At 65.4% G+C, this 22,051-nt stretch carries 14 protein-coding genes; 7 read left to right on the forward strand and 7 right to left on the reverse strand.

Annotation, left to right across the window (positions count from 1 at the left end):
* Window positions 1-112: 112 nt before the first annotated feature.
* On the reverse strand, window positions 113-5,089 hold the full coding sequence (locus IFT65_RS03010; RefSeq protein WP_192080023.1) for an NAD-glutamate dehydrogenase domain-containing protein: 4,977 nt from the start codon (window positions 5,087-5,089) through the stop codon (window positions 113-115).
* 260 nt (window positions 5,090-5,349) lie between these two features.
* Here IFT65_RS03010 and IFT65_RS03015 point away from each other — a divergent pair, with 260 nt between their 5' ends.
* The 3 genes from IFT65_RS03015 to IFT65_RS03025 are packed head-to-tail and all read left to right on the forward strand — an operon-like array spanning window position 5,350 to window position 10,472.
* Entirely contained in the window at window positions 5,350-6,006 is a 657-nt protein-coding gene (locus tag IFT65_RS03015; protein WP_192080151.1) for a TetR/AcrR family transcriptional regulator C-terminal domain-containing protein, read from the forward strand.
* On the forward strand, window positions 6,006-7,283 hold the full coding sequence (locus tag IFT65_RS03020; RefSeq protein ID WP_192080025.1) for an efflux RND transporter periplasmic adaptor subunit: 1,278 nt from the start codon (window positions 6,006-6,008) through the stop codon (window positions 7,281-7,283). Before IFT65_RS03015 ends, IFT65_RS03020 begins: the two co-directional genes overlap by 1 nt.
* 15 nt (window positions 7,284-7,298) lie before the next feature.
* Window positions 7,299-10,472: a multidrug efflux RND transporter permease subunit gene (locus tag IFT65_RS03025; RefSeq protein WP_192080027.1), complete on the forward strand. Its 3,174-nt coding sequence runs from the start codon at window positions 7,299-7,301 to the stop codon at window positions 10,470-10,472.
* 69 nt (window positions 10,473-10,541) lie between these two features.
* On the opposite strand, the gene IFT65_RS03030 is transcribed toward IFT65_RS03025, so the two are convergent.
* Window positions 10,542-10,835, reverse strand: coding sequence for a hypothetical protein (locus IFT65_RS03030; RefSeq protein WP_188326900.1), 294 nt, complete (start codon window positions 10,833-10,835; stop codon window positions 10,542-10,544).
* An 89-nt stretch (window positions 10,836-10,924) separates the two neighbouring features.
* Window positions 10,925-12,073, reverse strand: a complete 1,149-nt coding sequence (locus IFT65_RS03035) for an acyl-CoA dehydrogenase family protein (protein ID WP_192080029.1) — start codon at window positions 12,071-12,073, stop codon at window positions 10,925-10,927.
* A gap of 584 nt (window positions 12,074-12,657) precedes the next feature.
* Here IFT65_RS03035 and IFT65_RS03040 point away from each other — a divergent pair.
* The 4 genes from IFT65_RS03040 (at window position 12,658) to IFT65_RS03055 (ending at window position 19,062) form a co-directional block, all read left to right on the forward strand.
* Window positions 12,658-13,587, forward strand: coding sequence for a metalloregulator ArsR/SmtB family transcription factor (locus IFT65_RS03040; RefSeq protein WP_188326897.1), 930 nt, complete (start codon window positions 12,658-12,660; stop codon window positions 13,585-13,587).
* 7 nt (window positions 13,588-13,594) lie between these two features.
* The gene (locus tag IFT65_RS03045) at window positions 13,595-14,701 is read left to right on the forward strand and encodes a homocysteine S-methyltransferase family protein (RefSeq protein ID WP_192080031.1); all 1,107 of its coding nucleotides are present in this window, start codon (window positions 13,595-13,597) and stop codon (window positions 14,699-14,701) included.
* Entirely contained in the window at window positions 14,698-17,385 is a 2,688-nt protein-coding gene (gene metH, locus IFT65_RS03050; protein ID WP_192080033.1) for a methionine synthase, read from the forward strand. The genes IFT65_RS03045 and metH overlap by 4 nt, the downstream gene beginning before the upstream one ends.
* 342 nt (window positions 17,386-17,727) lie before the next feature.
* On the forward strand, window positions 17,728-19,062 hold the full coding sequence (locus tag IFT65_RS03055) for an amidohydrolase family protein (protein WP_192080036.1): 1,335 nt from the start codon (window positions 17,728-17,730) through the stop codon (window positions 19,060-19,062).
* A gap of 114 nt (window positions 19,063-19,176) precedes the next feature.
* Here IFT65_RS03055 and IFT65_RS03060 read toward each other — a convergent pair whose 3' ends face one another.
* The 4 genes from IFT65_RS03060 to IFT65_RS03075 all read right to left on the reverse strand — a co-directional run bounded on the left by IFT65_RS03060 (window position 19,177) and on the right by IFT65_RS03075 (window position 21,884).
* Window positions 19,177-19,872: a DUF2058 family protein gene (locus IFT65_RS03060; protein ID WP_192080038.1), complete on the reverse strand. Its 696-nt coding sequence runs from the start codon at window positions 19,870-19,872 to the stop codon at window positions 19,177-19,179.
* A 10-nt stretch (window positions 19,873-19,882) separates the two neighbouring features.
* The gene (locus IFT65_RS03065) at window positions 19,883-20,125 is read right to left on the reverse strand and encodes a SlyX family protein (RefSeq protein WP_188326892.1); all 243 of its coding nucleotides are present in this window, start codon (window positions 20,123-20,125) and stop codon (window positions 19,883-19,885) included.
* An 83-nt stretch (window positions 20,126-20,208) separates the two neighbouring features.
* Window positions 20,209-21,189: an FKBP-type peptidyl-prolyl cis-trans isomerase gene (locus IFT65_RS03070; RefSeq protein WP_192080040.1), complete on the reverse strand. Its 981-nt coding sequence runs from the start codon at window positions 21,187-21,189 to the stop codon at window positions 20,209-20,211.
* Between the two features lie 95 nt (window positions 21,190-21,284).
* Window positions 21,285-21,884: a glutathione peroxidase gene (locus IFT65_RS03075; protein WP_188326890.1), complete on the reverse strand. Its 600-nt coding sequence runs from the start codon at window positions 21,882-21,884 to the stop codon at window positions 21,285-21,287.
* Window positions 21,885-22,051: the final 167 nt, after the last annotated feature.

Genomic DNA, 22,051 nt, shown 5'->3' on the forward strand with positions numbered 1-22,051 from the left:
AGAGCCCCCTCAGTCAGGGGGGCGCGCCAAAGAGGCGCGGGAGTCTGGAAGCACGCTCTGCACGTGCCCCACGGTGTGCAATGCAGACCGTGGGGCATCAGTGCGGATGCGCTTACGAACCGTGCGACGCCAGCTGACCCAACCGCTGTACCGCAACCGACACGGTCGGATAATCGAGCGTCTTCTGCTCGGCCAGTTCGCTGAGCATGGCCAGGGTGAAGCGCAGGCTGCTGTCGTCACGGCCCATCCAGGCGGCCACCTTGGCCTCCGCGCCGCTGCCCTTGGTGCCGATCACCTGGCCGGACAGATTGCGGTGATGCGCTGCCAGTTCGTCACGCAATACGCCGCGTGCAACCGCATGCCAACGACCGTTGACCTCCAGCGCGTCGATCTGCTCGAACAGCCACGGCAGGCTGAGCGCTTCGCCCAGGCGGAAGTGGATCTTCGATACATCCACCGGCTTCAGCTTGCGCGTGCGGGCCAGCTCGATGATGTCGAACGCCGGTTCCAGGAAGTGCAGCTCGGCCAGCTGCTGCGACAGCGCGGCAGGCAGCCCCTTCTCGTTCCACTGCTGTACCAGGGCCTCGTAGGTCGGGCGCTGGGAATCGGGCAGCACGCCGGACGCGACGCGGATGTCGTTGAACGGCGCCTGGTACCGGTTGACCGCTTCGGTGATGCCCGGCATCGGGCCCGGGCGCGACAGCAGCCAGCGCACGAAGGCGCGCTGCAGCTTCCAGATGACTTCCAGCGCGTCGATCTGCACGGCTTCGGGCAGGGTGCCGTCCAGCGCATCGATCTGCGCCCACAGCGCGCGGGCATCCAGTGTTTCGCGGCTGATGGTGTATGCCTTGGCGACCTCGGCGATGGAGCGGCCGGTATCTTCCTGCATGCGCATCAGGAACGTGGCGCCCATCCGGTTGATGGTCTGGTTGGTCACCGCCGTGGCGATGATTTCGCGCTTCAGGCGGTGGCGTTCCATCGCATCGGCGTACTTCTTCTGCAGCGGCTGCGGGAAGTAGCGCTGCAGCTCCTTGGACAGGTACGGGTCTTCCGGGATGTCCGATTCCAGCAGCTGCTGGAAGGCCACCAGCTTGGAGTAGGACAGCAGCACCGACAGCTCCGGACGGGTCAAGCCCTGGCCGCGCGCCTTGCGCTGGGACAGCTCGGCATCGGACGGCAGGAACTCGATCTGGCGATCCAGCAGACCCTGCTGTTCCAGGGTGCGGATGAAGTGCTGCTTGGAACCCAGGCGCTTGACCGCCATCCGCTCCATCAGGCTCAGGGCCTGGTTCTGGCGATAGTTGTCGTTCAACACCAGCGCGGCGACCTCATCGGTCATCGACGCCAGCAGCTTGTTGCGCTGCTCGACGGTGAGCTTCTTCGCACGCACCACGTCGTTGAGCAGGATCTTGATGTTCACCTCGTGATCGGAGGTGTCCACGCCGGCAGAGTTGTCGATGAAATCGGTGTTGAGCAGGACGCCGGCCTGTGCCGCCTCGATGCGGCCCAGCTGGGTCATGCCCAGGTTGCCGCCCTCGCCTACCACCTTGCAACGCAGCTCGCCGCCGTTGACGCGCAGCGCATTGTTGGCACGGTCGCCGACATCGCTGTGCTGCTCGCTGGCTGCCTTGACGTAGGTGCCGATGCCGCCGTTCCACAGCAGGTCGACCGGCGCCTTCAGGATGGCGCTCATCAGGTCGTTGGGCGACATCGCCTTGACGCCGTCCTCCAGGCCCAGCGCTTCGCGCACCTGCGGGGTGATCTCGATGGACTTCAGGGAACGCGGGAAGATGCCACCGCCCTTGCTGATCAGCGTGGCGTCGTAGTCGGCCCAGCTGGAGCGCGGCACGGTGAACAGACGCTCGCGCTCCACGAACGTGGTGGCGGCATCCGGATTCGGGTCAAGGAAGATGTGGCGGTGATCGAACGCGGCCAGCAGGCGTATGTGGCGCGACAACAGCATGCCGTTGCCGAACACGTCGCCGGACATGTCGCCGACCCCGACCGTGGTGAAGTCCTGGCTCTGGCTGTCACGGCCCAGTGCACGGAAGTGGCGTTTGACCGACTCCCACGCACCGCGTGCGGTGATGCCCATGCCCTTGTGGTCGTAACCGACCGAGCCGCCGGAGGCGAACGCATCGCCCATCCAGAAGCCGTGCGCGATGGCCAGGCCGTTGGCGATGTCGGAGAACGTCGCGGTGCCCTTGTCGGCGGCCACCACCAGGTACGGGTCGTCCATGTCGTGACGCACCACATCGATGGGCGGCACGATCTTGTTGTTGACGATGTTGTCGGTGATGTCCAGCAGGCCCTGGATGAACAGCTTGTAGCAGGCCACGCCATTGGCGAACACCGCATCGCGGTCACCGCTGGCCGGCGGCACCTTGGCGAAGAAGCCGCCCTTCGCGCCGACCGGCACGATCACGGTGTTCTTGACCATCTGTGCCTTGACCAGGCCCAGCACCTCGGTACGGAAGTCTTCGCGACGATCCGACCAGCGCAGGCCGCCGCGGGCCACCGCGCCGAAGCGCAGGTGCACGCCTTCCACGCGCGGACCGTAGACGAAGATTTCGCGGTACGGGCGCGGCTTGGGCAGGTCCGGCACCAGCGCGGCGTCGAACTTGAAGCTGATGCAATGGCCGGGCTGGCCGTTGGCATCGCTCTGGTAGTAGCTGGTGCGCAGGGTCGCATCGATCACGCCCATGAAGCTGCGCAGGATGCGGTCCTCATCCAGGCTGGACACACGGTCCATCAGCTTCAGCAGCGCATCGCGCGCGGCCTGCATCTGCCCGTTGCGGTCGCCCTTGCGAGCGTCGACCACGCCCTTGAGCACTTTCAGCGTGGCGTCGTCACCGGCAGCCAGCACATCCAGATGCGCCTTCAGCGTGGCCTGGCCGGCCGCGATGTCGTCCTTGCTCTCGTTGCCGGTCGCCGGATCGAAGCGCGCTTCGAACAGCTCCACCAACAGGCGTGCCAGCAGCGGATAGCGGGTGAACGTGCCTTCCACATAGGCTTGCGAGAACGGCACGCCGGTCTGCAGCAGGTACTTGCAGTAACCACGCAGCATGGCGACCTGGCGCCAATGCAGGCCGGCGGCCAATACCAGGCGGTTGAAGCCGTCGTTCTCGGCGTCACCGTGCCACACGCGGGCAAAGGTCTGGCCGAAGGCTTCGTCGACACTGGCGGCATCGATGGCACCGGCCACCGACTCCACTTCGAAGTCCTGCACGTACACCGGCGCGTCGTCCACGGAGAGCCGGTACGGGCGCTCGGAGATGACCCGCAGGCCCATGTTTTCCATCATCGGCAGCGCATCGGACAACGGGATGTCGTCCAGCTGGCGGTACAGCTTGAGGCGAAGGCCGTCACCGCTCTCGCGCGGTACCGTCTGCAGGCTCAGGCGCAGATCGTCCGGACCGGTCAGCGCGTCAAGCTGGCTGACATCGCTGGCGGCCACGGCGGTGCTGTTGTCTTCGATGTAACCGGCCGGCAATGCCTTGCCGATCCGGGCCGCGATACGCAGGCCTTCGGTCTCACCGTGACGGGTGACCAGCGCTTCGCGCAGGTCGTCCTGCCAGTTGCGCAGCAGGTGGGCCAGGTTCTGTTCCAGCGCGTTGGTGTCCACATCGACCACCGGGCCGGCCTTCGGCCGCACGATCAGGTGCACCTGGGCCAGCGGCGAATCGCCGAGCACGACCGAACTGTCCACGTGCTCACCCTGCAGGGCGTCGCGCAGCATGGCTTCGATCCGCAGGCGCACGTCTGTGTTGAAACGTTCGCGCGGCAGGAACGCCAGCGCGGAGATGAAACGGGAATACTTGTCACGGCGCAGGAACAGGCGGCTGCGCACGCGCTCCTGCAGGCCCAGCACGCCCATGGCGGTGCGGAACAGTTCGTCTTCGCTGGACTGGAACAGCTCTTCGCGCGGCAGGGTTTCCAGGATGTGGCGCAGTGCCTTGCCGCTATGGCTGGACAACGACAGACCCGAACGCTCCATCACGTGCTCGTAGCGCTGGCGCACGAGCGGGATTTCCCACGGACGGCGGTTGTAGGCACTGGAGGTGAACAGACCCAGGAAGCGCTGCTCGCCGATGATGCGGCCCTTGGCGTCGAACTCGAGCACGCCGATGTAATCCATGTAACCTGCACGATGCACGCGCGAGCGGGCATTGGTCTTGGTCAGGATCAACGCATCCTTCAGCCCGGTGGTGGTGTTCAGACCTTGGGCGGCCAGCGTCTTGACCGGACGTGCGGCAGACTTGTCACGGCCGCGCATCAGGCCCAGGCCGGTGTCGTTGAGCGGCGCCAGCACGTCTTCCTTGCCTTCCTTCTGCACGCGGTACTCGCGGTAGCCGAAGAACGTGAAGTGGTTGTCGGCCGCCCAGCGCAGGAACTCCTGCGCCTCGCGACGCGACGCATCGTCGACCGGCAGCTGGCGGCTGCCCAGGTCTTCGGCCACGGCCAGCGCCTTGTCACGCATCGGCTGCCAATCGCGCACGATCGAGCGCACTTCTTCCAGCGACTTGCCAATGCTCTGCTCGATGTCGGCCATCGCCTCGGGCGACTGACGGTCCATCTCCAGCAACATCACCGACTCGACGTCACCCTCCCCGACCGTGGACAGCTTGCCGGCCTTGTCGCGCCCGAAGCGGATCACCGGGTGACCCAGCACGTGCACGCCGATGCCCTGTTCGGCCAGCGCCATGGTCACGGTGTCGACCAGGAACGGCATGTCGTCATTGACGATCTGCAGCACCGTATGCGGCGATTCCCACCCGTTGGCCTTGGCCGTCGGATTGAACACGCGCACATTGGCCTTGCCGACCTTGCGGTTGCGGGCGAATTCCAGCGTATCGGCGGCCAGCGCAGCCCATTCTTCGGCGCTGTGGTGCGGGAACTCGTCCGCCTCCATGCGCTTGTAGAAATCGGCGGCGAAGGCCACGGCCTCGGCCTGCCCCGCCGCGGGGTATCGCTTGCGCAAGGCCGTGTACACCGGTTCCAGCGAGAAACCAGTTGCCGGGACAAGCTGGGTTTCCGCCGTAGCGGGCTTGGTTTTCACGGTTTTGACTGCAGACTTTTGCGATTTCATGGCAGAGCGAGTCGTGTTGCCCAGTTGGGAAAATGAAAGTGTAGCCCTGTTGCACGAAAAGGCCTTGCTGCAGGACGGAATATGAATCCGCGGGTTGGGTGCGGTTTACATGCGATTGCCGACACCTGGCCCATGCGCAGACGTACGGCTGTCGCGATCGGCAAGGTCTGCCGACAGGATCGGCAAAGCGTGTGACAGCGCGGCGGCGTTTGACCGCAAAACGTTTCCACAATTCTGAACTGGACGGTATAGTCCACTCCGTGAACCCCTCTTCCCTCCCCGCTTCCGCCACGGACGCGCGCGACCTGCGTGTGTTTGACGCAGTGCGCGAACTGTTGGCGCGGCATGGCATGCAGATGAGCATGGAGGCGGTGGCCCAGCACGCGGGCTGCTCCAAGCAGACCCTTTATTCGCGCTATGGAAGCAAGCAGGAGCTGATGCGCCGGGTGGTGGAGCGCCACGTCTGCCGTGCCACGGCCGGTCTGCGCAGCCTGCGCGGCGACGACCTGCGCGGCAGCCTGCTGCAGTTCGCTACCGACTATCTGGATCATTTCAACCAGCCGCACGTGGCCCAGGCCTGTCGGCTGATTTCCGCCGACGCCGCGCAGTTCCCTGATGAGGCGCGCAACCTCTACCGCGACGGCACCGGCGCGTTGACGATTCATCTTGCTGAATGGATAGGCGCCGCCGTTGCGCGTGGCCAGCTGAGGCATGACGACCCGCACTTCATGGCCGAGCTGCTAATCAGCATGATCGGCGGGCAGGATTTTGACCGGCAACGCTTCTTCATTACCCACCGCGACGACGCCCTGGCGCGTCGGCGCTGGGCCGAATTCTCCGTCGACAGCTTCCTGCGCGCGTTCGCGCCGGACGCTTCGACCCAACCGTCTTCAAACCAACACCGGAGTTTCTCCTGATGATCGCCCCACTCCGCACCCTCGCTTTGACGTGCGCTGTCGCCGTTGCGCTGGCTGCCTGCAAGAAAGAAGAGCAGCAAGCACCGCCGCCGCCGGAAGTGGGCGTGATCGATGCCAAGCCGCAGACCCTGCCGCTGCAGCGCGAGCTGGTCGGCCGGCTGTCGCCGTACCGCAGTTCGGATGTGCGCGCCCGCGTCCCGGGCGTGCTGCTCAAGCGCGTTTACCAGGAAGGCAGCGAGGTCAAGCAGGGCCAGACCCTGTTCCTGATCGACCCGGCACCGCTGCGCGCCGAGCTCAATGCCACCGAAGCCCAGCTGGCTTCGGCCCGTGCCTCGTACGCCAATGCCAAGGTGGCCGCTGATCGCGCCCGCTCGCTGGCCCCCCAGAAGTACGTGTCCAAGGCAGACCTGGACAACGCCGAATCGGCCGAGCGCACCGCGCTGGCGGCGGTGAAACAGTCCGAAGCCGCCGTGAGCAGCTCGCGCATCAGCTTGGGCTATGCCGAGGTCAAGGCGCCGATCAGCGGCGTCGCCGGCAAGCAGCAGGTCACCGAAGGTGCGCTGGTCGGCCAAGGGGATGTGACCCTGTTGACCACCGTGGACCAGCTCGATCCGCTGTACGTGAACTTCTCGCTGAGCGTGGACGAGCTGTCGCAGCTGCGTGCCGCGCAGGCCAAGGGCGCGCTCGCGCTGAGCGGCGATGGCAAGGCCACTGTGCAGGTCAAGTTGTCCGATGGCACCACTTACGGTGAAAACGGCACGCTGGATTTCTCGTCCACCACCGTTGATCCGGCCACGGGTGCCGTGTCGCTGCGTGCGATCCTGCCCAATCCGCAGCGCATTCTGCTGCCCGGCGCCTTCGTCAGCTTCCAGGCGACCCTGGGTGAGCGCAACAACGCCTACCTGGTACCGCAGCCGGCACTGCTGCGCGACGCCACCGGCGGCTACCTGATGGTGGTCGGTGCCGATGGCAAGGTCGTCCGCCGCAACGTCAAGACCGAAGGCGCGCAGGGCGGCAACTGGCTGGTCACCGCCGGTCTGGAGCCGGGCGACAAGGTCGTGGTGGCCGGCACCCAGAAGGTGAAGGAAGGTGCACCGGCGACGGCCAAGCCGTGGACCCCCGAGCAGGCAGCCGCCCAGGGCGGCGCAGCGGGCGGCAAGCCGGCCGGCGACGCACCCGCCGCGCAGGGCGATGCAGCCCCAGCAGCTGACGCCGCACCGCAGGCACCGGCACCCGCCGAACCGGCGGCGCCGGCATCCGATTCGACCAAGCAGTAACGGGAATCATCCGTCATGCCTAAATTTTTCATCGAACACCCGGTCTTTGCCTGGGTGGTAGCGATCCTGATCTCGCTCAGCGGCGTGATCGCGATCCTCAACCTGGGTGTGGAGTCCTACCCCAGCATCGCCCCGCCACAGGTCACCGTGTCGGCCACCTACCCCGGCGCCAGCGCCGACACCACGGAAAAATCGGTCACCCAGGTGATCGAGCAGCAGCTGACCGGTATCGATCACCTGCTGTATTTCAGCTCGTCATCGGCATCCAACGGCCGCGCCACGGTCACCCTGACCTTTGAAACCGGCACCGACGCGGACATCGCGCAGGTGCAGGTACAGAACAAGGTGTCGCTGGCCACGCCGCGCCTGCCCACCGAAGTGACCCAGCAGGGTGTGGTGGTGGCCAAGGCCAACGCCGGCTTCCTGATGGTGGTGGCGCTGCGCTCGGATTCGGGAACCAACAGCCGCGATGCGCTCAACGACATCGTGGCCTCGCGCGTGCTCGACCAGGTATCGCGTATCCCCGGCGTCGGCAGCACCCAGCAGTTCGGCGGCGAGTACGCCATGAACATCTGGCTCAACCCCGAGCGCATGCAGGGCTACGGCCTGTCGGCCAGCCAGGTATTGGCGGCCGTGCGCGAGCAGAACGTGCAGTTCGCCGCCGGTTCGCTGGGCTCGGATCCGGCTCCCGTCGGCCAACACTTCACCGCCACCGTATCGGCCGAAGGCCGTTTCAGCACCCCGGAAGAGTTCGAGAACATCATCCTGCGTGCCAATCCGGACGGCTCGCGCGTGCTGTTGAAGGACATCGCCCGCATCGGCTTCGGCGCCGGCAACTACGGTTTTGATACCCAGTACAACGGCAAGCCGACCGGTGCGTTCGCCATCCAGCTGCTGCCTGGCGCCAATGCGCTGAACGTGGCCGAGGCCGTGCGCGCCAAGATGGACGAGCTGCAGCCCAGCTTCCCGGCAGGCGTCAGCTGGTTCTCGCCGTACGACAGCACCACCTTCGTGAAGATCTCGATCGAGGAAGTGATCAAGACCCTGATCGAGGCCATCATCCTGGTCTTCCTGGTGATGCTGATCTTCCTGCAGAACTTCCGCGCCACCCTGATCCCGACCCTGGTGATCCCGGTCGCGCTGCTGGGTACGTTCCTGGGCATGTGGATGATCGGCTTCACGATCAACCAGCTGACCCTGTTCGCGCTGGTGCTGGCCATCGGCATCGTGGTCGATGACGCGATCGTGGTGATCGAGAACGTCGAACGCATCATGACCGAGGAAAAGCTGCCGCCCAAGCAGGCAACGCAGAAGGCGATGACCCAGATCACCGGTGCGGTGGTGGCAATCACCGTCGTGCTGGCGGCGGTGTTCATCCCGTCGGCCCTGCAGGGCGGTGCGGCCGGTGAGATCTACAAGCAGTTCGCGCTGACCATCGCCATCTCGATGGCGTTCTCCGCGTTCCTGGCACTGGGCTTCACCCCCGCGCTGTGTGCCACGTTCCTGAAGCCGACGCACAACGACAACCCCAACATCGTCTATCGCACCTTCAACAAGTACTACGACAAGATCAGTGGCACCTACGTGGGCCACATCACCTCGGCGGTGAAGCATGCGCCGCGCTGGATGATCCTGTTCGTGGTGCTGGGTGCGCTGTGCGCCTTCATGTTCACCCGCATGCCGGGCAGCTTCCTGCCTGAAGAAGACCAGGGCTACGCACTGGCGATCGTGCAGTTGCCGCCGGGTTCGACCAAGGGCCAGACCAACGAAGTGTTCGCGCAGATGCGTGGCATCCTGGAAAAGCAGGAGGGCTTCGAGGGCCTGCTGCAGATCGCCGGCTTCAGCTTCGTCGGTTCCGGCGAGAACGTGGGCATGGGCTTCATCCGCCTCAAGCCCTGGGCTGATCGCGAGGTCACCGTGCCCGAGCTGATCGGCAACATGAATGGCGCTTTCTACGGCATCAAGGAAGCGCAGATCTTCGTGGTCAACCTGCCCACCGTGCAGGGCCTGGGCCAGTTCGGCGGCTTCGACATGTGGCTGCAGGATCGTGCCGGTGCCGGCTTCGACCAGCTGACCAGCGCGCGCAACACCCTGCTGGGTGCGGCGGCACAGAAGAGCGACCTGCTGACCGGCGTGCGCCCCAACGGACTGGAAAACGCTCCGCAGCTGGCGCTGCACGTCGACCGTGTGCAGGCGCAGGCGATGGGCATGTCGGTGTCGGACGTGTACAGCACCATCCAGCTGATGCTGGCCCCGGTGTACGTCAATGACTTCTTCAGCGAAGGCCGCATCAAGCGCGTCACCATGCAGGCCGATGCGCCGTATCGCACCGGCGAGGAATCGCTGAAGAGCTTCTACAGCCCGTCGACGCTGACCCAGAATGCCGATGGCACCAACTCGATGATCCCGCTGAACACCGTGGTGCGTTCGGAATGGGTGTCGGCGCCGCCGTCGCTGAGCCGCTACAACGGCTATTCGGCGGTGAACATCGTCGGCTCGCAGGCGCCGGGACGTAGCTCCGGTGAAGCGATGACGGCGATGGAAGACATCGTCAGCAACGAGCTGCCGGCCGGCTTCGGCTACGACTGGTCAGGCATGTCCTACCAGGAAATCCTGGCGGGCAACGCGGCGACCCTGCTGATGGTGCTGTCCATCGTAGTGGTGTTCCTGTGCCTTGCCGCACTGTATGAAAGCTGGTCCATCCCAGTGGCGGTGCTGCTGGTGGTGCCGCTGGGCGTACTGGGTTCGCTGGTGTTCTCGATGGCGCGTGGCCTGCCCAACGATCTGTTCTTCAAGATCGGCCTGATCACCGTGATCGGCCTGGCGGCGAAGAACGCGATCCTGATCGTGGAGTTTGCGGTGGAACAGCGTGCGGCGGGCAAGACGCTGCGCGATGCGACCATCGAGGCGGCGCGCCTGCGCTTCCGCCCGATCCTGATGACGTCCTTCGCCTTCATCATGGGCGTCATCCCGATGGCGATCAGTACCGGTGCCGGCGCCAACTCGCGTCACGCCATTGGTACGGGCGTGATCGGCGGCATGGTGTTCGCCACGTTCCTGGGCCTGCTGATGATTCCGGTGTTCTTCGTCGTGGTCCGCCGCATGCTGGGCGACAAGATCGACGAGCCATCCAAGGAGTTCCTGCAGAGCCAGAGCGAGGCCAATGGCCCGCACCGCCCGGATCGTTGATCCGCTGCGGTTGAAATGAAAAGGCCCCGGAGCGATCCGGGGCCTTTTTCATTTTCGGGGGACGCTGACTCAGCGAACGGCCGCAACTACCGCACAGACGACCACGATGGCCAACGAAGGCCACTGCATGGGCAGGTAGAAGAAGTGATGCTTCGCCGGCTCGCCGTCTGCACGCACGCCACGATTGAGGACGAACCCCAGCAGCGTATTGATCGCCGCACCGATGCCGCAGCCCAGCAGGAACTGCGGCAACGTCATGTTGCCCTTGGCCACGGTCGGATCCTGTTGCAGCCACATCAGCAGCAACACGGCCACGATGGGAGTGAGCAGGGTGAAAAACCCTGCGCCGCGGTAAATGATCATGCCCGTACTTGCTTTGAAAGGACGGGCATTCTAGGTGATCAGCGACACGAAGCGGGTCATGGACCCGCTTCAGCGCGCTCGCCATTGGGTCAGCGCAGGCCCGTTTCGTTGCGGGCGATCACCAACCGCTGGATCTCCGAAGTGCCTTCGTAGATCTCGGTGATCTTGGCATCACGGAAGTAACGCTCCAGCGGCATTTCCTTGGAGTACCCCATGCCGCCATGGATCTGCACGGCCTGGTGGGTGATCCACATCGCAGCCTCCGATGCAGTCAACTTGGCAATGGCCGCCTCGTTGCTGAAGCGCTTGCCCTCGCCCTTCACCCACGCCGCGCGCAGGGTCAGCAGCAGGGACGCGTCCAGCTTGCACTTCATGTCCGCGATCTTGGACTGGGTCATCTGGAAGGTGCCGATCGGCGCGCCAAAGGCCTTTCGCTCCTTCACGTATTCCAGCGTGGCTTCGTACGCCGCACGCGCGATGCCGATGGCCTGCGACGCAATACCGATACGGCCCGCGTCCAGTACGCCCATCGCGATCTTGAAGCCCTCGCCTTCCTGGCCCAGCACGTCCTCTGCCTGCGCAACGTAGTCGTCGAACTCGATTTCGCAGGTGGCCGACGCGCGGATGCCCAGCTTCGGCTCGGTCTTGCCACGGCCGAAGCCGGCGTTGTCAGTGTCGATCACGAAAGCCGTAATGCCCTTGGCGCCCTTGTCCGGGTCGGCCATCGCGAAGAGCACGATGTACTTTGCCACCGGACCGGACGTGATCCAGCTCTTCTTGCCGTTGATCACATACGTGCCGTCAGCTTGCTTCACGGCGCGGCAGCGCATGGCGGTGGCGTCCGAGCCCGACTGCGGCTCGGTCAGCGCGAACGCACCGATGGCCGTACCTTCGGCGATGGCGCGCACGTACTTCTGCTTCTGCGCTTCGGTGCCGTGGGTCAGGATGCCGTTGCAGAACAACGAATTATTGACCGACATGATGGTCGAATGCGCGGCATCACCCGCGGCGATTTCCACCATCGCCAGCACATAGGCGATCGGGTCCATGCCCGCGCCGCCGTACTCCGTTGGCACTTCGATCCCCATCAGCCCGTTCTCACCGAGCAGCTGGATATTGGCCAGCGGGAACTCGCCGGTCTGGTCATGGTGTTCGGCGCTGGGGCCGATCTTTTCCTGCGCAATGCGGCGCGCAACGTCCTGCAGCATCAACTGCTCTTCGGTAAAGCTGAAATCCACAACAACCCCTCCCGGGTAACGAATACGGGATTGTACTGGGGGCGCCGTGATTGCAGCTGACTGCGCGGCGGCGACCCCGTCCGGTAGCGCCGAGCCACGCTCGGCGGAAGCTTCCCGCCAACGGTCCGCTGCGCTCGCCGACCATGGGTCGGCGCTAACGATCCCGGACGCGCTGGCGGAATCCGTCCGGTCACTGCCTACCTGCCACCTCGGTAGCGCCGAGCCACGCTCGGCGGAATCTCTCCGCCCACGGCCCGCTGCGCTCGCCGACCATGGGTCGGCGCTACCGGTCCCGGATGCTCTGGTAGCGCCGAGCCGCGCTCGGCGGAATCCCTCCGCCCCCAGCCCACTGCGCTCGCCGACCATGGGTCGGCGCTACCGATCCCGGATGCTCTGGTAGCGCCGAGCCGCGCTCGGCGGAACCCTCCGCCCACGACCCGCTGCGCTCGCCGACCATGGGTCGGCGCTACCAGTCCCGGACGCTTCCCGGACGCTGGGTTTCACTGAACACCCATTTCGTTACCGCCTTGACCACGAGACGGTTGGCGGTGAAAATATCTCTCTATCGCGATAGGTGGATATTTATGGATCTCGAGGATTGGTCGGTTCGGCTGAAGGTGTTTGCCGACGCCACCCGGGTGCGGCTGCTGGCGCTGCTGGAGCAGGAAGAACTGACGGTAGCCGAGCTCTCGGCAATCACCCGCCTGGCGCAGCCGCGGGTATCGACCCATCTGGCCCGGCTCAAGGAAGCGGGCCTGGTGCGCGACCGCCGTGCAGGCGTTTCGGCGTACTACCGCTTCGATGACGCGCAGCTGGATCCTGCGCAGCGCGCATTGTGGCATGCCTTGAGCACCGGCAGCGATGACCCGCTGCTGCGCCAGGACGCCGAGCGCGTGGCCTCGGTGCTGGCCAGCCGTGCGGCTGACCAGAACTGGGCGGACAGCGTCGCCGGCGACATGGAACGCCACTACTCCCCCGGCCGGACCTGGGAAGCACTGGCGCGCACCGCGCTGCCACTGCTGGAAACCGGAGATGTGCTCGACATCGCCTCGGGCGATGGCGTGCTGGCCGAGTTGGTGGCCCCCCATGCCAGCCGCTATGTCTGCATCGATACCAGCGCGCGCGTGGTCGCTGCTGCGAGCGAGCGCCTGCGCCGTCTGCCAAACGTGGAAGTGCGTGAGGGTGATATGCATGCCCTGCCCTTCAAGGACCGCAGCTTCGACCTGGTCGTGCTGATGCACGCGCTTACCTATGCAGCCAAACCGGCGCAGGCCGTCACCGAGGCAGCGCGCGTCCTGCGTCCCGGCGGTCGCCTGCTGCTGTGCAGCCTGGCCCGCCATGAACACAAGGCGGCGGTTGACGCGTATGGCCACGTGAATCTTGGCTTCAGCGACAAAGAACTGAAGAAGTTCGTCGACAAGGCTGGCCTGCAGGTATCCAGCCTGGAAACGGTGACACGTGAAAAACGGCCACCCCATTTCGAAGTCATTTCGCTGATTGCCAACAAACCCTGAGGTTGCCGTGCCCGCCCTACCCTGGTTGCATCCCGAACGTGCCACGTCCCTGCTTGCCGCACTCGGCGAGCGCATCCTGATCATCGACGGTGCAATGGGCACGATGATCCAGCGCCACGGCCTGCAGGAAGCGGACTACCGCGGTGAGCGCTTCAGCGACGGGAGCGACACGCACGCGGACCATCACGTGCACGGTGCCGGTTGCGATCATGGGCCGGTGGAGGAGCAGGATCTGAAGGGCAACAACGATCTGCTGCTGCTGACGCGGCCGGAGATCATCGCCGGCATCCACACCGAGTATCTGCAGGCGGGCGCGGACCTGGTGGAAACCAACACCTTCAATGCGACGTCGGTCAGCCAGGCGGACTACCACCTTGAGCATCTGGTTTACGAGTTGAACAAGGCAGGCGCGGCCGTTGCCCGTGCCTGCTGCGATGCCGTGACGGCGACCACGCCGGACAGGCCACGTTTCGTCATCGGCGTGCTCGGACCGACCAGCCGGACGGCCTCCATCAGCCCGGATGTCAACGATCCCGGCTTCCGCAACACCAGCTTCGACGAACTGCGCGGCACCTACCGCGAGGCCATCGAAGGTCTGATCGACGGCGGCGCGGATACCATCATGGTCGAGACCATCTTCGATACGCTCAACGCCAAGGCCGCCTTGTTCGCGGTGGAAGAAGTCTTCGATGCACGCGGCGGCCGCTTGCCGGTGATGATCTCCGGCACGATCACCGATGCGTCCGGACGCACCCTGTCGGGGCAGACGGCAGAGGCCTTCCATGCTTCGTTGGCGCATGCCCGCCCGCTCTCCATCGGCCTCAACTGTGCGCTCGGCGCCGACGCGATGCGTCCGCACGTGGAGACCTTGTCCCAGGTAGCGGACTGCTTCGTCAGCGCTCACCCGAACGCCGGCCTGCCCAACGCCTTCGGCGAGTACGACGAGACGCCGGAGGAAATGGCGGCGACGCTGCGTGGATTCGCCACCGACGGCCTGCTGAACCTGGTAGGCGGCTGCTGTGGCAGCACGCCAGCGCATATCCGCGCCATCGCCGACGCCGTGTCCGGGCTGCCACCGCGCGCCCTGCCGCGCGAGCGGGAGCAGGCGGCATGAGCACCCGCGGCCCGTACACCCGCCTGTCCGGCCTGGAGCCGCTTGTCATTACCCCGGACCTGCTGTTCGTCAACATCGGCGAGCGCACCAACGTGACCGGCAGCGCGCAGTTCCGCAAGCTGATCAAGGAAGAGCGCTACGAAGAAGCTGTGGACGTGGCACGCCAGCAAGTGGCCAGCGGCGCGCAGATCCTCGACGTCAACATGGATGAAGGGCTGATCGATTCGGAAGCCGCGATGACGCGCTATCTGAACCTGATCATGTCCGAACCGGATATCGCGCGCATCCCGGTGATGGTCGATTCGTCCAAGTGGAGCGTGATCGAGGCCGGCCTGAAGTGCCTGCAGGGCAAAAGCGTGGTCAACTCGATTTCGCTGAAGGAAGGCGAGGCGCAGTTCATCGAGCACGCACGCAAGGTGCTGCGCTATGGTGCGGCCGCCGTGGTGATGGCCTTCGACGAGGACGGCCAGGCCGATACCTGTGCACGCAAGGTGGAAATCTGCACGCGCGCCTACCGCATCCTCGTCGATGAGGTCGGCTTCCCGCCGCAGGACATCATCTTCGACCCCAATATTTTCGCCGTAGCGACCGGCATCGAAGAACACGACAACTACGCCGTCGATTTCATCGAAGCCACCCGCATCATCAGGCGCACCTTGCCGCACTGCCATGTCTCCGGCGGCGTATCGAACGTGTCGTTCTCGTTCCGCGGCAACGAAACCGTGCGCCAGGCGATCCATTCGGTATTCCTGTATCACGCCATCGGCGCGGGCATGGACATGGGCATCGTCAACGCCGGCGCCATGCCGATCTACGACGATCTGGATCCCGAACTGCGCGAGCGCGTCGAGGATGTGGTCCTCAACCGCCGACCCGATGGCACCGAGCGACTGCTGGAGACCGCCGAACGCTACAAGGGCAAGAAGGGAGCGACGCGCGTAGAAGATCTTGCGTGGCGCGACAAGCCGGTCACCGAGCGTCTTGCACATGCACTGGTGCACGGCCTGGATGCCTTCGTGGAACTGGATACCGAGGAAGCGCGCCAGGCCTCGACGCGGCCGCTGGATGTGATCGAGGGGCCGTTGATGAATGGCATGAACGTGGTCGGCGATCTGTTCGGCGCCGGCAAGATGTTCCTGCCCCAGGTCGTTAAATCAGCGCGGGTGATGAAGAAAGCCGTGGCGTACCTGCTGCCCTACATCGAGGCAGAGAAGGCGCGTAGTGGTGACACCGCACGCAGCAATGGCAAGATCATCATGGCCACCGTCAAGGGCGACGTGCACGACATCGGCAAGAACATCGTTGGCGTGGTCCTGGCCTGCAACAACTTCGAGGTGATCGATCTGGGGGTGATGGTGCCCGCGCAGAAAATCCTGGATGCCGCGCGCGCCGAGAACGCCGACATCATCGGGTTGTCCGGCCTGATCACCCCGTCACTGGAGGAGATGAGCCATGTCGCCCGTGAGATGGAGCGCCAAGGCTTCGACCTGCCTTTGATGATCGGCGGCGCGACGACGTCGCGCGCGCACACCGCGCTGAAGATCGATCCGCATTACAAAGCGCCCACGGTGTGGGTGAAAGATGCGTCGCGTGCGGTCGGCGTGGCGCAGTCGCTGATTTCGCGCGATCTGCGTGCGGATTTCGTCGCCGCCAACGAGGCGGATTACGCGGAGATCCGCAAGCGCCATCGCAACCGCGGCGATGCGAAACGACTGGTGAGCCTGACCCATGCGCGGGGGCAGCGCTTCGACGGCGGCTGGACGGATTACACGCCGCCGGCACCGAAGCAGCCCGGCCTGCACGTGTTCGACGACTACCCTCTGGCCGAACTGGTCGACTATATCGACTGGACGCCGTTCTTCCAGGCATGGGAGCTGGCCGGCAAGTATCCGGCGATCCTGACCGATGACATCGTGGGCAGCCAGGCGAGCGAACTGTACCGCGATGCGCGCGAGATGCTGGCGCGCATCGTCGATGAGAAGTGGCTGCAGGCCCGGGCGGTGTTCGGTCTGTGGCCGGCCAACAGCGTCGGTGACGATGTCCGCGTGCAGCACCCCGACGGTGAGGCCACGCTGCATTTCCTGCGCCAGCAGGTGGACAAGCCCGCCGAACGGCCGGACTTCTGCCTGGCGGATTTCATCGCCCCGGCCGACAGTGGTCGGCAGGACTGGATCGGTGCGTTTGCGGTCACCGCCGGCATCGGTATCGACGCGCATGTGGCGCGCTTTGAAGCGGCGCACGATGACTACAATTCGATCCTGCTGAAGGCGCTGGCAGATCGATTCGCCGAAGCCTTGGCCGAGCGGCTGCACCAGCGCGTGCGCAAGGAATTCTGGGGACATGCCAGCGCGGAAGCGCTGGACAACGAAGCGTTGATCGCCGAGAAATACAGCGGGATACGGCCCGCACCGGGTTATCCCGCGTGTCCGGAGCACAGTGAAAAAGACACCCTGTTCCGGTTGCTGGATGCGCCGGGAAATGCAGGCATGCAGTTGACTGAAAGTTTCGCGATGCTGCCGACGGCGGCGGTATCCGGGTACTACTTCAGCCATCCTGGCAGCCAGTATTTCGTTGTCGGGCGCGTGAGCCGTGAGCAGGTCACCGATTACGCCAAGCGCAAGGGCGTGGATCGCATCCAGGTTGAACGCTGGTTGGCCTCGAACCTGGATTACGATCCGGAGTAAGGCCGGGCCTTGAACGTGGCCCCCTTGTCGGTAGCGCCGAGCCGTGCTCGGCGGATGCCCTCCGCGCAGAGCCCGCTGCGCTCGCCGACCATGGGTCGGCGCTACCGTCGGCACGCGATGGGGGCGGCGGCGCGTCACGTGCAAAGTGGCCCCCTTGTCGGTAGCGCCGAGCCGTGCTCGGCGGATGCCTTCCGCGTAGAGCCCGCTGCGCTCGCCGACCATGGGTCGGCGCTACCCCTGGATTTTCGCGCGGTATCGGGGATGTGTCGCGCGGTAGGGGGCGTTGGTGCCGTCACGGTGTGCGGGTTAGGCTCGGGGTACGTCTTGAAAAAGGAATCGCCGATGCGCCTCAATCGCCTGTGGCCTGTGATGCTTGCCGCCATCGCCCTGCCCGCTGCCGCCGAGCCGGTGTTGCTGGAGAATGCCCGCGTCTTCGATGGCACGCGCGATCTCGGTGTGACGCCGGTGCTCATTGATGGGGCGCGCATCGTGCATGTCGGCGCGCCGCTGCCTGCGGCGGCAACCGGTGCCCGCCGCGTTGATTACAGCGGCAAGACCCTGCTGCCGGGACTGGTCAGCGACCATGCGCATGTCGGCAATACCGAAGGCCTGCAGCACGGCGATCGCTACTACACGCGCGACAACGTGGTGCGTGACCTGCGGCAGTTCCAGCGTTTCGGCATCACCACCGTCACCGCGCTGGGCATGAACGGCCACGACTTTTTCGCCATCCGCACCGAGGTCAATGCCGATCCGACGCTCGGCGCGCAGTTGTACGGCGCAGGTGGGGGCATTGGCGCGGTGGACGGTGCACCGCCTGCGGCGGCGATGGGCCTGCAGCGTGATGCCGTGGCCCGCCCGCGCAATGCCGAGGAAGCCCGTGCCGCCGTTGCCACCCAACAGGCCGACGGGGTCGACCTGATCAAGCTGTGGGTGGACAACCTCGGCGGCAAGGTGCCGATGATGCCGCCGGAGATCTATCGCGCCGCCATTGCCGAAGCGCACGCCCGCGGCCTGAAGGTCGCCGCGCATATCCACGATCTGGACCAGGCCCGTGACCTGATCGATGCCAAGGTCGACATCATCGCCCATGGCATCCGCGACCGCGCGATCGACCCGATGCTGGTGCGCAAGATGCGCGAGCAAGGCACCGGCTACATCGCCACCGTCAACATCGACGAGGCCAATTACTGGTATGCCGAAAACCCGCAGCAACTGCAGACACCGTTCCTGCGTGCCGCCCTGCCGGCCGAGGTGCTTGCCCGTTGGCAGCAGCCGCAGTGGCAGAGCGAACAGTTGGCGGGCGCGAACATCGCCGGCGCACGCAAGGCGGTGGAGATGAGCTTGGAAAACCTGCGTCGGCTACATGCCGGCGGGGTCAAACTGGGCTTCGGTACGGATTCTGGCGCAATGCCGCAGCGGGTGATCGGCTTTGCCGAGCATCGTGAGCTGAAGCTGCTGACCGAAGCCGGCTTGACCCCGGCGCGTGCGCTGCAGGTCGCCACCGCCGACGCAGCGGATCTGCTGGGGCTTGCCGACCGCGGCAGGATTGCTGCAGGCAAGCGCGCGGATCTGCTGGTGCTCGATGCGGATCCGCTGGCGGATATCGACAATACGCGGCAGATCCGCGCGGTGTGGCAGGCCGGTCAGGAAGTGAGCGGCCCGATCATCGATTGATGCAAGAGGTGCGGGAAGACTGTCGCGGTGACGCCGAGCGCTGCTCGGCGGTTGCATTCCTGCGAAAGGCCCGCTGCGCTCGCCGACCAGGGGTCGGCGCTACCGCAACCGCTACTACCAGACCAGGTCGTCAGGCACCTGGTACTGCGGGTCCGCATAGGGATCGTCTTCGGCAGGCGCGTTCGGATCGACCTTCAGCGCGACAGCCTGGGCGAAGATCGCCTCGGTCTGCAGCACGAGTTCGGCGGTGACCAGGATGTAACGCCCCGCCACCTGCACGACGCCCAGTTCACCGGCATTGAGGGCCTTCAACTGATCGGCGGTGACGTAGATGCGCTTGATCTTGCCGCCATACGGGAAGTGCCGTGCGATGTCGGCCTCTTCGGCATTGAGCGACTTGTCCTTCAGCAGCTCTTCCAGCTTCGCCTTCGCCTCGCGACGCACGCGTGCTTCTTCCTGCTTCAGGCGCTCGCCTTCGATGCGCTCTTCCTTCTCGCGTTGCGCACGGATGGCGTAGGCCTTGGCCAGATCCATTTCTTCCTGCGAACGCGGTTTGCGCGCACCCTGCGGACGGTTGGCGTTCGCACGGTTGCCAGGGTTACCGGCATTGCCCGGGCGAGAGGCCGGCGAGCGGTTATCGCCGGGCTTGCCGCCGGGACGGGCACCGGCATGTGCCGGCTTGCCGCTGCCCGGTCGCGCATCGCGGCGCGCGTCCGGTTTGCGGTCCGGCTTGCGCTCATTGCTGCGTTCAGGCTTCGGCGCAGGCTTGAAGCCCAGGCCCATCAGCTGGTCGCGGAGGGAATCGGTCATAAGGGGGACGTCAGTAGTGCGGCGGTGGCGGCTCATCCACCGGATCAGAGGAATGCAGCGCATTGCGGACCTTGCCCAGGTCCTCCAGCAGCACGCGCATCAGGCCCGCGTTGCGGGTACCTTCCATGCGCGCGTCAGCCAACGCCTCGCTCAGCTCGGCCAATGCCTGCTCCTGGAAGGAGACACGCATTTCCAGCTCGACCAGACGCGCTTCCAGCGCCTGCTCGCGTTCGCTTGACGGAATATCAGACATGCAGTGAGGATCCCCGGCCAATGCCGAATCAGGCCAGTCCCGCCGATGCTGCACCGGCGGGCTTGGCAGGGCGCCTGCGTGCCTTACGGCTGCACGGACAGAAGTTCAACGTCGAAGGTCAGCGTGGCGTTCGGGCCGATCGGACCGCCCTGGGTGCCGTTTTCGCCATAGGCCAGCTCGCCGGGAATCCAGAAGCGGTACTTCGAGCCCACCGGCATCAGCGACACGCCTTCGGTCCAGCCCTTGATCACCTGGTCCAGGCCGAACTCGACCGGCTGGCCACGCTGGTAGCTGCTGTCGAACACGGTGCCGTCCAGCAGCTTGCCTTCGTAGTTGACCTTGACCTTGCTGGTCGGCATCGGACGTTCGCCGCTGCCCGGACGGATGACCTGGTACTGCAGGCCCGATGCGGTGGTGACCACGCCGGGCACGGTCTTGTTCTTGGACAGGAACGCATTGCCTTCCTGACGGTTGGTCTGGCCCAACTGCGCGGCCTTGGCCTGCATTTCCGCCTGCTTGCCGGCCATGAAGGACTGCAGGATGGCTGCGCCCTCTTCCTGGCTGATCTTCGGCTGGCCACCGGCGAAGGCGGTCTTCACCGAATCAAACAGCGCATCGAGCTCGATGTCACCCTTCAGCTCGGCCAGCGACGGACCGACCATGTAGCTGCCCAGCATCAGACCGACCTGGCGGTTGTCCACCTTCGGCGCTGCGCTGCCCGGGGCACGGCCCGGTACCTGCTGGCCGCTGGCGATGGCCATCGACTCGCGCAGGGCGGCGTCGGTCTTCTGCGCGTCGGCCTGGGTGATCAGCGGCTGCTTGCCGTCGAAGGTGGCCTGCACGGCTTCGCGCATGGCGGCCAGATCGATGTGGGCCTTGATCGCTTCAAGCGAACGGGCGACGTCGGCGCCGATGGCGTAGCCGAGCTTCTGCTTTGAATTCAAACTGCTGGTCTCCTTGGCAGCTGCCGGGGCAGCAGCCGGTTGCTGCGAGAGCGCCACGCCCGTGGTGCCCATCGCCAGAATCAGAACCGACGCCGCAGCGCCACGCATTCCCATCTTCATGTGTTGCATTCCTGGAAGTGAAAAGACGCCGACGTCGGCGCTAAAACGCTCATTGTCGCACGCACGCTGGATATGTCGAGGCGCGCGCGCTCGTTTCAATGGCCCGCTGGCGCAGCCAGTGCGCGCTCGATGGCAGCGACCAGCTCCGGTGCATCCGGCTTGACCTTGCTCGGGAACTGGGCAATGACCTTGCCGTCCCGGCCAATCAGGTACTTGTGGAAGTTCCAGCCCGGCGCGACGCCGGTGGCAGCGGTCAGGCCCTTGTACAGCGGGGTAGCCTGGTCACCGATCACATGCACCTTCTCGAACATCGGGAACTTGACGCCATAGGTCAGCGTGCAGAAGTCCTGGATATCCTTCTCATCGCCCGGCTCCTGTCCCTTGAAATCATTGGACGGGAAGCCCAGCACGCTCAGGCCGCGCGGGGAGTAATTCTTCTGCAGTGCCTCAAGGGCCTCGTACTGCGGGGTAAACCCACACTTGCTGGCCGTGTTGACCACCAGCAGCACGCGACCGTGGTAACGCTGGGCCAGGTTGACCTGCTCCTTGCCCGCCAACTGGCGGTAAGAGACATCCAGCAGGCCGGCGGCGGAGGCCACCAACGGCAGGGCCAGGCTGCCCGCCACGAGGAACGCGCCAAGCACGGAAGAAAGCGCGCGGGGAGTGCGGCGCTGGGAGGTTACGGAACGCAGCATGGCGGATGATCCTGGTGGGAAGTTTCGGGCCGGACACAGGGCCCGGATTTCGCCGCGAACTATAGCACCGGGGCTTTCGCCGCCTTGTCCGGAGCACCGCGCGGGGCGCCAGGCGGCACCGGTGACGGCCGTCGAATCCAGAGCAGCAGGCCACCGCCGCACGGCGC

This window comes from Stenotrophomonas sp. CFBP 13725 (assembly GCF_014841935.1).
Taxonomy (GTDB): Bacteria; Pseudomonadota; Gammaproteobacteria; order Xanthomonadales; family Xanthomonadaceae; genus Stenotrophomonas.